Below are 14919 nucleotides of genomic sequence, written 5' to 3' on the forward strand. Positions count from 1 at the left end.
TCAGCGTTTGTAGGTTTGTTTGACGAAGGGCAGGGCGGAAACCGTGACAGGCAGGTACTTGCCCCGCACCTCCGCAAAAAGTGGTGTGCCGTTCTCGGCACGAGCGGCATCGACGTAACCCATCGCGACCGGACAATCGACGCTCGGCCCGAAGCCGCCGGAGGTGACGGAGCCGACAGGCAGCGTGCCGCCTGCATCCGCGAAAAGCGCGGCGCCGCCGCGAACCGGCGCACGCCCTTCCGGCCTCAGGCCGACGCGGCGCCGGCTGGTCCCGCGAGCAAGTTCTGCAAGGATGCGGTCGGCACCGGGAAAGCCGCCCGCCCGATCGCCGCCGGCGCGGCGGCTCTTCTGGATTGCCCATTCGAGCGCCGCCTCGATCGGTGTCGTGCCGGTGTCGATGTCGTTGCCGTAAAGGCAAAGACCGGCCTCGAGGCGAAGAGAATCACGCGCGCCGAGGCCGATGGCCAGCGCGTCCGGATGCTCGAGCAGGCGCTGCGTCACATCCACCGCCGAAGCGGCGGGAATGGAAATTTCGAAGCCGTCCTCGCCCGTGTAGCCGGAGCGGGAAATGATGCAGGTGACGTCGTGCAGATCCGCCTCCGCCACGTCCATGAAGCGCATGGAGGCGACATCCGCCCATAGCTCGCAGAGCACGGCTTCCGCACGAGGGCCCTGAAGCGCGACGAGGGCGCGGTCGTCCAGGAGCGTCACGTTGCAGCTACCGCCGAGCCCATCTTTCAGATGCGCGACATCGGCCTCCTTGCAGGCGGCGTTGACGACGAGAAAAAGATGGTCGCCGCGATTGGCAATCATCAGGTCGTCGAGAATCCCGCCTTCGGCATTGGTGAAGAGCGCATAGCGCTGGCGGCCTTCCGGAAGGCCCAGCACATCGACCGGCACCAGTCTTTCGAGCGCCAGGGCCGCATCGGCGATCCGGCCGGACTTCGGGCGGATGATGACCTGGCCCATGTGCGACACATCGAAAAGGCCTGCGGCGGCACGGGTGTGCAGGTGTTCCTTGAGCACGCCCTCGGGATATTGCACCGGCATCTCATAGCCGGCGAAAGGCACCATGCGCGCACCGAGCGACAGGTGCAGGGCATGCAGCGGGGTATGATTCAAGTGGGAGATAGTTTCCAAATCCGGCCTCCAGGTCTGGCACATGATGCGCCGGCTCACACTACCGGCGTCAACCGCCGACAAATTCGAGCCCCCTCTGTCCGTTTGCCTGAGATTGTTATCCCTTCGGCGAGCGTAACCGCTTCTCTCCAGAGTCCTACCGGTACCTTGCTGGTCCTTTGGCCTGAGAGTTTCCGGGGCGGTTGCTCCTTCGGCACCGGATTGAACCGGTTTCTCCCAACGAGGTCGTCTCCAGATAACGGCGAAGGCGGGATTTTGGCAAGGGCGAATGTCGCGATGGAACATATTTTTGTCGCCATGGCTTCATCGTCGCTCACTGCGACCTGCGGCAAAACGGCCTTTGCATTTGCCGCAGGTTGCGCGTAACCAAGAGACGACGAAGAGGCGACGATGATCGGGCGAAGGGACAGATGGCGAATTGCGGTGCGGCTGCTTGCCGCCTTCGCGCTCGTTCTCCTGTCTTTCGCCCACAAGCCAGTCATCGGAGCGGACGCGGCGCTCGCAGCCGAATATCGTCTGCCCGACGGCTCCTTCGCGGAGATCTGCTTCGGTACCGAGGGTGTCGACCACGGGGACGGCAAATCGCCGGCGATCGCTCCGATCTGCGAGGCGTGCCGGCTTTCAGCATCGGTGCTGGTGCCCGAGCCACCGCAGGCAAGCGTGCCGGCAGACAGAGGCGACTGGCTCGCCGAGTCGCCTGTCACCGAAATTCAGGTCGCGCTGACGCCCTTACGGCTGTTACCGCCCCCGCGTGGGCCGCCAATCCTGTCGTAACGCTCTCCCAGGAATTCGAAGTTCATCACGCCGCTCAGCGGCATTGACCACGAGGCCCGTAAACCGGGGTACGTGGTTCGGAGATCACGACATGTCCAAGACGAGACTGCTCCTTTTGACGGCCGGCCTCACGCTCGCAGCAACCGGCATGGCTCACGCGCATGCGACCTTCGAGGTCGACAGCACGCCCAGCGAAAAGACGTTCAAGGCGATCCTGCAGGTGCCGCATGGCTGCGACGGCAAGGCGACGACCGAGGTGCAGGTGAAGTTGCCGGAAGGATTCGTCTTCGCCAAGCCGCAGCCGAAGCCCGGCTGGGAGCTCGAGATCATCAAGGGCGACTACCAGAAGTCCTATGACAACCACGGAACCAAGGTTTCCTCGGGCCCGGTCGAAATCCGCTGGAAGGGCGGCAATCTGCCGGATGAATTCTACGATACCTTCGTGATCCGCGGAAAGGTTTCGGGCCTCGACAAGGAAACGGTGCTCGCCTTCCCGACGACGCAGCTTTGCGGCGCGGACGCGAAGGTCGTCTGGGATCAGGTCCCGGCCGCCGGAGAGGACGCCCACGCGCTCGAGCATCCGGCACCGACGGTCACCGTGACGCCTGCAAGCGCGGAGCAGGCCCATGCTGGGCACAGCGCTCAGCAGGCCGCGTCCGGTCCGGTCGAGGTCGGCGCTCTCGAAATCTCGGAGGGCGCGCTCAAGGCGATGCTGCCGGGCGCCAAGGTCGGCGGCGGCGGCTTTGTAGTGAAAAACGCCGGCAGCAGCGACGACCGGTTGATTGCTGTCGAAAGCCCAGCGGCCGGACGCGTCGAACTGCACGAGATGGCGATGGAAAACGACGTCATGAAGATGCGCAAGGTCGACGGCGGCATCGTCATTCCGGCGGGCAAGACTGTCGAACTGAAGAACGGCGGTCTGCACCTGATGTTCATGGAGGTGGGGAAGCCCTTCTCCGAGGGCGACACCGTGCCCGTCACGCTCACCTTCGAGAAAGCCGGAAAGGTCGATTACGTCCTGCCGGTCGGATCTGCCGGCGGTGCAGCGGCCGGCCACAAGCATAAGTAAGCCTTTCGGCTTGAAACTTCGGGAGCGGGTCGGAAGAACCCGCTCCAACCGTCAGGCTCCTTGGATGAACTGGTCGAGCATGGCGGCGATTTCGTCGCCCTTCTCCTCGTCGTCGGTGACCGGTTGTTCCTCCCGGTCATCCCCGCGATCGCCGTTTTCCTCCTCATGCATGAATTCGAAGTAGCGGCGCAATGTCTCCGCCTCGCTCTCTTGCGGCGGACGCATTCCGGCGCTGATCAGCATCAGCGCCGTCGGCAGGGCACCCTTGGTCCTGAGGATTGCCGGCGCAAGAGCCGCTCGATCCGGCGGCCGCGCCGAGAGCAAGGTGATCGCCTCATCGGCCGGAGCATCGCCGCGCACGCGCGCGGAAGGCTTGACGGCCTCCGCCGCATAGGCTGCCGTCGTGGCTGAAACGGAAACGACCTGTGTCACTTGCTCGCCTTGAAATACGCTCCTCCTTTCCTTTTGCCAGACTCCTTTTGCGGGCAGGTGAAGCCGCGCGGTCGGATTTTATTTGAATGCGAGTGTTTTTCCCGGCTCCGGCATCCCAGTCGGCAGTTATTTTTGCCTGTGCTGTCGGTTCACGCTTGGCGTCGTCGTCCTTGAGACATGAACACGCTCGTGCCCGGGCGGAGGTCGCTGACTGACAGGAGAATCACAGATGCTGAAAACGACGCTGCTCACGATATTCGCAACGGTCTTGAGCCTCGCATATGCGCCGGCGACGAACGGCGCGCAACCGGCGCAGAAAGTGGCGGAACAACAATCCATGCCGACGCCGAAGAAGACCGGCCATCTCGCGGTCAACGGCATCAATTACTACTACCAGGTCTATGGTGAGGGCGAGCCGGTGCTGCTTCTTCACGGCGGTCTCGGCATCATCGAGATGCTGGGACCGAATCTTGCGACATTGGCCGAAGGCCGCGAGGTGATCGGCGTCGATCTTCAGGGACATGGGCGCACGCCGCTCGGAAATCGGCCGATCGACCTTGCCGCGATCGGCGCCGACATGGGCGTGCTCGTGCGGCAACTCGGCTATCGTCAGGTCGACGTGCTCGGCTATTCGATGGGCGGCGGCGTCGGCATGCACATGGCGGCGCAGGCACCGGAGGCGGTGCGTCGACTGGCGATCGTCTCCGCTCCGTTTGCGAAGGACGGCTTCTATCCGGAGATGATCGCGGCCCAGGCGCAGGTCGGCGCCGGCATGGCCGCGATGATGAAGGAAACGCCTATGTACAAGTCCTATGCCGCCGTCGCGCCGGATGTCTCCGAGTTCCCGAAACTGCTGGACGCGATGGGCGAGTTGATGCGGCGCGACTATGACGCCTCCGCTGCCGTCGCCAAGCTCACCATGCCTGTCATGCTGGTCTATGGCGACGGCGACATGATCCGCCTCGAGCATTTTGTCGATTTCTACCACAGGCTCGGCGGCGGGCTGAAGGACGCCGGCTGGATGCGGGAGCACATGTCGAAGAACCGCCTGGCGATCCTCCCCGATCTCACCCACTACGACATCTTCGTCTCGCCGAAGCTGATCGCGGCGGTCTTGCCGTTCCTTAATGGCGAAACCGGCTCGAAAAGTTGGGCGGAAGAGGTGGATGCGAACTAGGCGGAGGGCGCGTCGCACCCGTCTTCTTTCGGCGATCTATGCCGCCGGTTGAGCGAGATGTACAATCACAGCCTGACGAAGAGAACGGGTGCAGATCCTGCGCCCTTGGAAGAGCATCGGTGAACTCGGTCAGGAGGGACGGGACTATGCGTGCTTTGCTGCTGCTGATAGCACTTTCGACACTCGCTGCGTGCTCTCAAACGGGAAGGCCCCCCAGTTACAACTCTTATACCCCCGGCCAGGGCGACTACTATCCGGGCATCATTCCGCCGACGCAGTTCTAAAGCGCGTCGCATTTAAACCGAGCCATGCAACGGGTCTCAGGTCATTGTTTTGATGCATGTCGTTGTCCCGAAACCGCTCCACGCTTTCGGGCGACATGCATTAGGAATCTTTTACTTGGCGATACAGATGCGGCGGAGGAGAGACCGCTTTTTGCCGATTGACGCTTGATGTTCGAAACATGCGGGGAGAGGACAGACAAGGAATTGATCCTTGGCGAAGGCCGGAATATCAATGGCGGTCAATCCTTTAGGAAAGGGACCGAGATCCATGCGCAGGATCCTATTCTTGCTCGCGCTTGCAACGCTCACGGCATGCTCGCAGACCGTCCATGTCGGCGGCGAGGGCGAGTACTACCAGGGCATCGTCCCGCCGCGCTGATCGTGGGACCACCAGGGGACGGTCGCCAGGTGAAAAAACTGAAGGGCGCTCGACCCTTTCGGGGAGCGCCCTTCCAACCCGGAAGACGCGAAGGCGCCCGGCAACTGCCGGCGCACGGTCCTCGATACGGGTGGTGACCCATAGATGGGCGCGACCCGGCGTATTTCAAGGGATCATACCGGCAGCGTCCGCCAAAAGCGTCAAAAACGCTTCTTCAGGAAATAGCGCGGAATGGCGCCGGGTCCGCCTTCGAGTTCGTCGAAGAGCTCGAAGCCGAGTTTCTCGTAGAAGGGGCGAGCCTGGAACTCGAACGTATCCAGCCACAGGCCGATATAGCCACGCGCCTTGGCGATCTTCTCCGCCTCCTCCATGAGCCGCCGGCCAAGGCCTTGGCCGCGATACTCGTCCGGAATCGCGAGATACCTGACGAAAGCCCAACCATAGCCATCGGTCGCATAGAGCCCTCCGACGGCGGCGCCCGTTTGCGGATCGCGGACGATGACCGCAAAGCCCGGCTGGTCGACCATGCCGCTATTGTCATTGTTGTAGGCGTCCAGCGTCGCGACGATGGCGCGGACGTCGTCGGGGTCGGGGTTGTCGGAAATGATGTCGAGGATGGGAGCGGACAAGGCGATTCAATCTCGACTGGATGGAGTAGCGCTTGACCCGTCGATCATCAGACACCCGCGGGTGTCCGATGACAAGTTCGACCGGTCAGTAGGCCATGCGCACGCCGCCGGGCGTCGCGGCGCTGAAATCGGGAACGGGGTTTGGGCCGTACCATTGCGCATAGGTCGTGTTACCGGCACCGCCTGTGCTTGCGCATCCCGACAGGGCCACGGCCGCCAATGCCGCGGCGATCAGACGTTTGAGGGGCATGGAATCTCCGATTCTGATTCGTCTAACGGCCGTCACGTTGCGGGATTTGCTGCGGTCAGTCCATTGGTTTTGCATGGATCCACCTCGGCTTCTCGTTGCGTCCTGTTGTGAGCCGTCATGTCCATCCGCTTGTGGATATCGAAATGCCAGTTGCGTGACGAACCATGCAAGGAAAGGAAAGAGAGCGGCCAAGTGGCCGCTCTCTTGCTTTTCTGTGGGCGCAAAGCCCTCTGTGCCAGCGACTTACCTCAGGCAACGCCGCCGGCGGCAGGTGGTGGTACTAAACGAGGTAATCAGCTGCACCCGCTCGTAGCACCACAAGTATCGCACTTCTCGCACGTGCCATTCCGCACCATCGTGAAGTTCTGGCACTCGGAGCACATGTTGCCGGTGTAGCCCTGCATGATCGAGCGGGCGCGGCGTTCGGCTTCGACCTTCTTGGCTTCCGACTTGGCGGAAGCGGCTTCCGCGGCGGCCTTATCGGAGAAGAGGGCGGTCACCTCTTGCTCGACTTCTTCAGCGATCTCCTCGGCAAGCTCGGCGGCGCGCTCCTCATAGTCACGCTTGAAGGCGACGACTTCCGAGGTGGCGGTTGCCGGCTCGAGCTTGCGGACGGCATTGCCGCTGATCGAGGTGACCGTGGCGCCGCCGGAGGCGCGGGCCGGGGCGCCGGTCGAGGCACCCTTCGGCTCCGAGCGGTCGCCGGAGCCGCCAACGATCGACGGCTTGTAGCCGCGCGTCCAGCCGGTCGAGACGAGGTTGGTCTTGCCTTCCTGAATGCCGCGTCCGAGCGCCGTGTTGCTGAAGTCGGAGGTGTCGACATGGGCAAGGTCGTGGCGGCCGAGATAGGAGACGGCGAGTTCGCGGAACACGTAGTCGAGGATCGACGTGGCGTTCTTGATCGCGTCATTGCCCTGGACCATGCCGGCCGGCTCGAACTTGGTAAAGGTGAAGGCCTCCACATATTCCTCGAGCGGCACGCCGTATTGCAGGCCGAGCGAGATGGCGATGGCGAAGTTGTTCATCATCGCGCGGAAGGCCGCACCTTCCTTGTGCATGTCGATGAAGATCTCGCCGAGGCGGCCGTCGCCGAATTCGCCGGTGCGCAGATAGACCTTGTGGCCGCCGACGATCGCCTTCTGGGTATAGCCCTGGCGGCGGTTCGGCAGCTTTTCACGGGCGCGGATGACTTTTTCGATGACGCGCTCGACGATCTTCTCGGTGACGGCGACGGCTTGCGCGGCGGCCGGCGCCTGCAGCAACTCCTCGATCGCCTCTTCATCCTCCTCGTCCTCGATCAACGAGGCGTTCAGCGGCTGCGACAGCTTGGAGCCGTCGCGGTAAAGCGCGTTGGCCTTCAGCGCCAGCTTCCAGGAGAGCATGTAGGCGTTCTTGCAATCCTCGACGGTCGCTTCGTTGGGCATGTTGATCGTCTTGGAGATCGCACCCGAGATGAACGGCTGGGCGGCCGCCATCATGCGGATGTGGCTTTCGACGGAAAGGTAGCGCTTACCGATCTTGCCGCAGGGGTTGGCGCAATCGAAGACCGGCAGGTGCTCGGCCTTGAGGAAGGGCGCGCCTTCGAGCGTCATCGCGCCGCAGACGTGGATGTTCGCCGCTTCAATGTCCTTCTTCGAAAAGCCGAGGTGCTCGAGCAGATTGAAGTCCATCGAGGCAAGCTGCTCGTCCGTGACCTTCAGCGTGCCCTTGAGGAAGTCGGCACCGAGCGTCCACTGGTTGAAAACGAACTTGATGTCGAAGGCGGACTTCAGCGCCGAATTGACGGCGTCGACCTTCTCGTCGGTGAAGCCCTTGGCCTTCAGCGTCGTCGGATTGATGGCAGGCGCCTGGTTGAGGTTGCCGTGGCCGACTGCATAGGCCTCGATCTCGGCGATCTGGCTTTCCGAATAGCCGAGCGTGCGCAGTGCCTCCGGCACGGCCCGGTTGATGATCTTGAAGTAGCCGCCGCCGGCGAGCTTCTTGAACTTGACCAGCGCGAAATCGGGCTCGATGCCGGTGGTGTCGCAATCCATGACGAGGCCGATCGTGCCGGTCGGCGCGATCACGGTCGCCTGGGCATTGCGGTAGCCATGCTTTTCGCCGAGCTCGACGGCGTTGTCCCAGGCGCTCTTGGCGTGGGCGATCAGCTCCTGGTCCGGGCAATCGGTGTGGATGAGTGCGACCGGGTTGACAGACAGGCCCTCATAGCCGGCGGTCTCGCCATGGGCAGCGCGGCGATGGTTGCGCATGACGCGCAGCATGCTGTCGCGGTTCGGGGCGAAACCGGGGAAGGGGCCGAGCTTGGACGAGATTTCCGCCGAGGTCGCATAGGCAACACCGGTCATGATCGCCGTCAGCGCGCCAGCGATGGCGCGGCCTTCGGCCGAATCATAGGGGATGCCGGACGACATCAAGAGGCCACCGATATTGGCGTAGCCGAGGCCGAGCGTGCGGTATTCATAGGAAAGCTCGGCGATTTCGCGCGAGGGGAACTGCGCCATCATCACAGAGACTTCGAGAACGACCGTCCACAGACGCACGGCATGCTCGTAGTCGGCGATGTTGATCCGCTTGCTGGCGGCATCCTTGAACTGCATCAGGTTGAGCGATGCGAGGTTGCAGGCCGTGTCGTCGAGGAACATGTATTCCGAGCACGGGTTCGAGGCGCGGATCGGACCGGCCGCCGGGCAGGTGTGCCAGTCGTTCATCGTCGTGTTGAAGTGCAGGCCAGGATCGGCCGACGCCCAGGCGGCATAGGAGATCGACTCCCAGAGGTCGCGGGCCTTCAGCGTCTTCATCACCCGGCCGTCCTTGCGGGCCGTCAACTGCCATTCGCCATCGGCTTCGACGGCGCGCAGGAAGTCGTCCTTGATCGAGACGGAATTGTTCGAGTTCTGGCCGGAAACGGTGAGGTAGGCTTCCGAATCCCAATCCGTGTCATAGGTCTTGAACTGGATATCCTTGTAGCCCTGGCGCGCAAACTGGATGACGCGCTTGACATAGTTTTCCGGCACCAGCGCCTGCTTGGCGGCGCGGATCTCGCGCTTCAGGGCCGGATTCTGCTTCGGGTCGAAGCAGGCATCATCGCTGCCATCGCAATTGACGCAGGCCTTCATGATCGCCTTCAGATGCTTGGCGACGATCTTCGAGCCGGTGACGAGGGCGGCGACCTTCTGCTCTTCCTTGACCTTCCAGTTGATGTATTCCTCGATATCCGGATGGTCGATGTCAACGACGACCATCTTGGCGGCGCGGCGCGTCGTGCCGCCCGACTTGATGGCGCCGGCGGCACGGTCGCCGATCTTCAGGAAGCTCATCAGGCCCGAGGACTTGCCGCCGCCCGAGAGCTTTTCGCCCTCGGCGCGCAGATGCGAGAAGTTGGAGCCGGTGCCCGAGCCGTATTTGAAGAGACGCGCCTCGCGCACCCAGAGGTCCATGATGCCGCCCTCGTTGACGAGGTCGTCGCCAACCGACTGGATGAAGCAGGCATGCGGCTGCGGGTGCTCGTAGGCAGACTTGGACTTCGTCAGCTTGCCGGTGAAGGGATCGACATAGAAATGACCCTGGCCGGGACCATCGATGCCATAGGCCCAGTGCAGGCCGGTATTGAACCATTGCGGCGAGTTCGGCGCGACGCGCTGGGTGGCGAGCATATAGGCAAGCTCGTCACGGAAGGCGGCCGCATGCTCTTCCGTTTCAAAATAGCCGCCCTTCCAGCCCCAATAGGCCCAGGTGCCGGCGAGGCGATCGAAGACCTGGCGGGCGTCCGTTTCGGAACCGTACTGCTCGTCCTTTGGCAGCGCCTTCAGCGCTTCCGTGTCGGGGACCGAGCGCCACAGGAAGGAGGGGACGTCGTTCTCCTCGACGCGCTTCAGCTTGGCCGGCACGCCCGCCTTGCGGAAATATTTCTGCGCCAGGATGTCGGCGGCGACCTGGGAGAATTGCGCCGGCACGTCGATATCGGCCAGGCGGAAAACGATCGAGCCGTCCGGATTCTTGATCTCGCTCGTCGCCTTGCGGAATTCTATCTCGGCATAGGCCGATTGCCCTGCTTTCGTGAACCGACGCTCGATCTTCATTGTCCCGTCCTTTGTTGCCATGCGCCTCAAGCGCAACTGTCCCGCCCGGCCGCGCGGTCTCGCCGCCAGTTTCAGCTTCCGTTCTCTGGAAGGAAACCCAAACTGGGTCTCCAGTATCTTGTGGTGATGCTGGCTGCAAACACTAAATATAGTATTAACAGGTTCTTTACGCCAGACTTAATGCTGTCTCGACGCCCATAAAATCGCGCAGGAAATCCCGCTGCGGCTACGCGGCGTCATCCGCATCAACCACATGCCAGAACCGACGATTTAGGGGGATGAACCGGCCTCTCATTTTCCGGTTCGCCGCCGTCGCAACGTGAAGTCCATTAACCGTGAATCGCCTTGGGGCGTCAAGGGGTGGTTTGTGACGGAATTTTGAGCGCTATATCTTGTGTGGATCGACTGTGGAAAACGGGGACATCGGCCAAGCCTTTAAAAATCAGGGGCTTCCGGTGGCCGTCTTACAACACTTGGCCGTCGCGACGAAAAAATCGGAATTTTCACGGGTAAAAAAACAGGTAGGTTGCGCTTCGCGGTGCTACTAGCAATTGCGCATCGTGGCGGAATGTGAAGCGCACGCCTTCGTGATTCGGCTGACTACATGTTGTGGCCGCAAGTGGGGCATCCGCAGTCGGTACGACCGCTTAAAATGCAGCACTGCGAGCGCGATGATGGCTCTCTGAGAGCCGGTCAACCCACCCGCTTTTGCAGTTCCCGGGCGCCGTTCGGCGCGTTGACCTTGCCGGAGCTGATGAAGAAGGCAAAGACGTCGCGCGCCGCCTCGTCCGCCTTTCGCTCCGGCGCGCTTTTTTCCACGCCGTCCGGCTCGCCGCCGGCGGCAAAGGTCTTGAGTCTATCGGCCCAGAGATCGAGGCCGGCGGGCGGATAGCAGGTCCTGATGTCGTCACTACCCTTCTGCAGCCGCGCATAGACGAAATCCGCGGTGACGTCGGCGATCATCGGATAGTCCTCATGCTCGGCGAGGACGACCGCCGCTTTGTATTTATCGAGAAGCTCGATGAAGTCCGGCACCTGGAAGGACGGATGGCGGACCTCGACGACGTGACGAAGCTTGAGGCCGTCCTGCTTTGCCGGCAGAAGCTTCAGGAAGCTCTCGAAATCCTCGGGCTCGAATTTCTTGGTCGGAGCGAACTGCCAGAGGATGGGACCAAGCCGGTCGCCGAGTTCCGTCAGGCCCTGCGTCAGAAAACGCTCCATCGATTCGCCGGCTTCCGCCAGGACCTTGCGATTCGTGACATAGCGGCTGGCCTTCAGCGAGAAGATGAAACCGTCCGGAACCTCGGATGCCCATTTGGCGAAGGTCGCCGGCTTCTGCGAGCTGTAATAGGTGCCGTTGACCTCGATGGCACGCAGTTCCTTGCCGGCGAATTCGAGCTGCCGCTTCTTCGGCAGGTCGGAGGGATAGAAGCTTTTCTCCCAGGGTTCGAAATTCCAGCCGCCGATGCCGACGCGGATTTTCCCGGTTTCTGCCATCATGTCCTCCTCGCGGCCCAAGCGGCGGCCCGTGCTTCTCAACTCATTCCCCGATCCCGCTCGCCGACCGGCGAGATCCATGCGGCGCGCAAACCTTGGCGGGTGCTAACGATGAGCGCCACCCGTTTCCAGGAGCAGCAGAGCAGCCCGACCACGGCCGCTGGCCGCACCCGCGCCGCCCGATTACTCCGCCGCGACGACCTTTCTTACAGATCTGCGCTCCAGAAGCTCCTTCAGGAACTGCCCCGTATAAGAGCGCGGTTCCTTCACGACGTCCTCCGGCGTTCCCTTCGCAATGACCTCGCCGCCGCCGTCGCCGCCTTCTGGACCGAAGTCGATGACCCAGTCGGCGGTCTTGATGACCTCGAGATTGTGCTCGATGACGACTACCGAGTTGCCCTGGTTGACGAGTTCATGCAGAACTTCAAGTAGCTTGGCTACGTCATGGAAATGCAAGCCCGTCGTCGGCTCGTCCAGGATGTAGAGTGTGCGCCCAGTGGAGCGCTTCGACAGTTCCTTGGCGAGCTTCACGCGCTGCGCTTCGCCGCCCGACAGCGTGTTTGCCTGCTGGCCGATCTTGATATAGCCGAGTCCGACCTGGTTCAGCGTCACCAGCTTGTCGCGCACGGCGGGAACCGCCGAGAAGAACTCGACGCCTTCCTCCACCGTCATGTCGAGCACATCGGCGATCGACTTGCCCTTGAAATGCACGTCGAGCGTTTCGCGGTTGTAGCGTTTGCCGTGGCAGACGTCGCAGGTGACGTAGACGTCCGGCAGGAAGTGCATCTCGATCTTGATGACGCCGTCGCCCTGGCAGGCTTCGCAACGCCCGCCCTTGACGTTGAAGGAGAAGCGGCCCGGCTGGTAGCCGCGCGTCTTCGCCTCCGGCAGTCCCGCGAACCAGTCGCGAATCGGCGTGAAGGCGCCGGTGTAGGTCGCGGGGTTCGAGCGCGGTGTCCGGCCGATCGGCGACTGGTCGATATCGATCACCTTGTCGATATGCTCGAAGCCGTCGATCCGGTCGTGATCAGCGGGGTTTTCGCGCGCCCCCATGACGCGGCGGGCGGCCGCCTTGTAGAGCGTCTCGATCAGGAAGGTGGACTTGCCGCCCCCCGAAACGCCGGTGACGGCCGTAAAGACGCCGAGCGGGATCGACGCGGTCACATTCTTCAGATTGTTAGCCCGCGCCCCTACGACGGTGATTTCCTTCTTCTTTTTTGGCTTCCGCCGTTCACCGGGCACCGCCACTGACAATTCGCCGGAGAGGTATTTTCCGGTCAGCGACTTGGGGTTGCCCATGATGTCGGCGGGTGCGCCTTCGGCGACGATCTCGCCGCCGTGAATGCCGGCGGCCGGGCCGATGTCGACCACATGATCGGCAGTCAGGATGGCGTCCTCGTCATGCTCGACGACGATGACCGTGTTGCCGATGTCGCGCAGGTGCCTGAGCGTCTCGAGCAGGCGGGCATTGTCGCGCTGGTGAAGGCCGATCGACGGCTCGTCGAGGACATAGAGCACGCCCGTCAGTCCCGAGCCGATCTGTGAGGCAAGCCGGATGCGCTGGCTCTCGCCGCCGGAAAGCGTACCGGAATTGCGCGACAGGCTCAGATATTCGAGTCCGACATCGTTCAGGAAACGCAACCGCTCGCGAATCTCCTTGAGGATGCGCACCGCGATCTCGTTCTGCTTGGTGCTGAGGCGCTCGGGGAGCGTTTCGAACCAGTCGCGGGCGGCGCGGATCGACATCTCGGTGAGTTCGCCGATATGCAGCCTGTCGATCTTGACGGCCAGCGCCTCCGGTTTCAGCCGGTAGCCGGCACAGGCGGGGCAGGGTGCCGCCGACATGAAGCGCTCGATCTCCTCGCGAGCCCAGGCACTGTCGGTCTCCTTCCAACGCCGCTCGAGGTTCGGCACGATGCCTTCGAAGGTCTTGGTCGTGTTGTAGGAGCGGGCGCCGTCCTGGTAGTGGAAGGTGATCTTCTCGTCCGTGCCGTGCAGGATCGCCATTTGCGCAGCCTCGGAGAGCTCGCTCCAGCGAGTGCCGAGCTTGAAGTCGAAGACCTTGCCCAGCGCCTCGAGCGTCTGGTTGTAATAGGGCGAGGTCGATTTCGCCCAGGGCGCAATGGCTCCGTCCCGCAAGGTCCGGTTCGGCTCGGGCACGATCAGCGCCTCGTCGATCTTCTGCTGGCTGCCGAGGCCGTCGCAGGTGGTGCAGGCGCCGAAGGGATTATTGAAGGAGAAAAGCCGTGGCTCGATTTCCGAAATGGTGAAGCCGGAGACCGGGCAGGCGAATTTCTCCGAGAACAGCACGCGCTCATGCGTTTCGTTCAGCGACTTGTTGGCAGATCCGCCGGCGGCCGTCTCTTCCGGCGGCAGCGGCTTGTCGGCGAACTCGGCGAGCGCGAGACCGTCGGCCAATGTCAGGCACGTCTCCAGGCTGTCCGCCAGGCGGGTTGCGAGGTCGGGTCGCACGACGACGCGGTCGACGACGACGTCGATGTCGTGCTTGTATTTCTTGTCGAGGGCCGGCACGTCGGCGATCTCATAGAACTGACCGTCGACCTTGACGCGCTGGAAGCCCTTCTTCATCAGCTCGGCGAGTTCCTTCTTGTACTCGCCCTTGCGGCCACGCACGAGCGGCGCAAGGATATAGAGCCGCGTGCCTTCGCCGAACTCCAGGACGCGATCGACCATCTGGCTGACCGTCTGGCTCTCGATCGGCAGGCCCGTCGCCGGCGAATAGGGCACCCCGACGCGCGCGAAGAGCAGGCGCAGATAGTCGTAGATCTCCGTGACCGTGCCGACCGTCGAGCGCGGATTGCGCGAGGTCGTCTTCTGTTCGATGGAGATTGCCGGCGACAACCCGTCGATCTGGTCGACGTCCGGCTTCTGCATCATTTCTAAGAACTGCCGGGCATAGGCGGACAGGCTCTCGACATAGCGGCGCTGGCCCTCGGCATAGATGGTGTCGAAGGCGAGCGAGGATTTTCCGGAGCCCGAAAGGCCGGTCATCACGATCAGCTTGTTGCGCGGCAGGTCAAGGTCAATGCCCTTGAGGTTGTGCTCGCGCGCGCCGCGAATGGAGAGGGTCTTGAGTTCGCTCATCGGAAGCCAGTTTTGCATGTCGGTTGAAAGCCCCCTATGTAATGACGAGAGCGCCCATGTCGAGGTGCAATCGGCAAAGAGGCGGCTCAATTGCGATTCGGTTG

10 protein-coding genes and 1 riboswitch are annotated in these 14919 nt (G+C 62.6%); of the genes, 3 read left to right on the forward strand and 7 right to left on the reverse strand.

What is annotated here, in order from left to right; all coding sequences use genetic code 11:
• Positions 1–1164 (reverse strand): glycine cleavage system aminomethyltransferase GcvT, encoded by a 1164-nt coding sequence (gcvT, locus tag RHIBR816_RS0127495; protein WP_198294159.1) that lies wholly within the window; start codon positions 1162–1164, stop codon positions 1–3.
• Between the two features lie 117 nt (positions 1165–1281).
• Positions 1282–1369: riboswitch (glycine riboswitch) on the reverse strand.
• A gap of 161 nt (positions 1370–1530) precedes the next feature.
• Between gcvT and RHIBR816_RS0127500 the strand changes: the two genes are divergently transcribed.
• Both RHIBR816_RS0127500 and RHIBR816_RS0127505 read left to right on the forward strand, forming a co-directional pair.
• Positions 1531–1914 carry a hypothetical protein gene (locus tag RHIBR816_RS0127500; RefSeq protein ID WP_018239796.1) on the forward strand — a complete coding sequence of 128 codons (384 nt, stop codon included), beginning with the start codon at positions 1531–1533 and terminating at the stop codon, positions 1912–1914.
• Positions 1915–2005: 91 nt separating this feature from the next.
• The gene (locus RHIBR816_RS0127505; protein ID WP_018239797.1) at positions 2006–2983 is read left to right on the forward strand and encodes a DUF1775 domain-containing protein; all 978 of its coding nucleotides are present in this window, start codon (positions 2006–2008) and stop codon (positions 2981–2983) included.
• A gap of 51 nt (positions 2984–3034) precedes the next feature.
• Here RHIBR816_RS0127505 and RHIBR816_RS0127510 read toward each other — a convergent pair whose 3' ends face one another.
• Positions 3035–3415 (reverse strand): hypothetical protein, encoded by a 381-nt coding sequence (locus RHIBR816_RS0127510; protein ID WP_018239798.1) that lies wholly within the window; start codon positions 3413–3415, stop codon positions 3035–3037.
• Positions 3416–3644: 229 nt separating this feature from the next.
• Here RHIBR816_RS0127510 and RHIBR816_RS0127515 point away from each other — a divergent pair, with 229 nt between their 5' ends.
• Positions 3645–4592: an alpha/beta fold hydrolase gene (locus RHIBR816_RS0127515; protein ID WP_018239799.1), complete on the forward strand. Its 948-nt coding sequence runs from the start codon at positions 3645–3647 to the stop codon at positions 4590–4592.
• An 863-nt stretch (positions 4593–5455) separates the two neighbouring features.
• Here the strand turns inward: RHIBR816_RS0127515 and RHIBR816_RS0127530 are convergent.
• The 5 genes from RHIBR816_RS0127530 to uvrA form a co-directional block, all read right to left on the reverse strand.
• On the reverse strand, positions 5456–5884 hold the full coding sequence (locus tag RHIBR816_RS0127530; protein ID WP_018239801.1) for a GNAT family N-acetyltransferase: 429 nt from the start codon (positions 5882–5884) through the stop codon (positions 5456–5458).
• Between the two features lie 85 nt (positions 5885–5969).
• Complete coding sequence (locus RHIBR816_RS36505; RefSeq protein WP_018239802.1) at positions 5970–6134, reverse strand: hypothetical protein; 165 nt, start codon at positions 6132–6134, stop codon at positions 5970–5972.
• Positions 6135–6427: 293 nt separating this feature from the next.
• On the reverse strand, positions 6428–10213 hold the full coding sequence (locus RHIBR816_RS0127540) for a vitamin B12-dependent ribonucleotide reductase (RefSeq protein WP_018239803.1): 3786 nt from the start codon (positions 10211–10213) through the stop codon (positions 6428–6430).
• A gap of 693 nt (positions 10214–10906) precedes the next feature.
• Positions 10907–11710: a DUF72 domain-containing protein gene (locus RHIBR816_RS0127545; protein ID WP_026187487.1), complete on the reverse strand. Its 804-nt coding sequence runs from the start codon at positions 11708–11710 to the stop codon at positions 10907–10909.
• Between the two features lie 183 nt (positions 11711–11893).
• Positions 11894–14815 (reverse strand): excinuclease ABC subunit UvrA, encoded by a 2922-nt coding sequence (gene uvrA, locus RHIBR816_RS0127550; protein ID WP_018239805.1) that lies wholly within the window; start codon positions 14813–14815, stop codon positions 11894–11896.
• Between the last annotated feature and the right edge of the window lie 104 nt (positions 14816–14919).

Source organism: Ensifer sp. BR816, assembly GCF_000378985.1.
Taxonomy (GTDB): domain Bacteria; phylum Pseudomonadota; class Alphaproteobacteria; order Rhizobiales; family Rhizobiaceae; genus Sinorhizobium.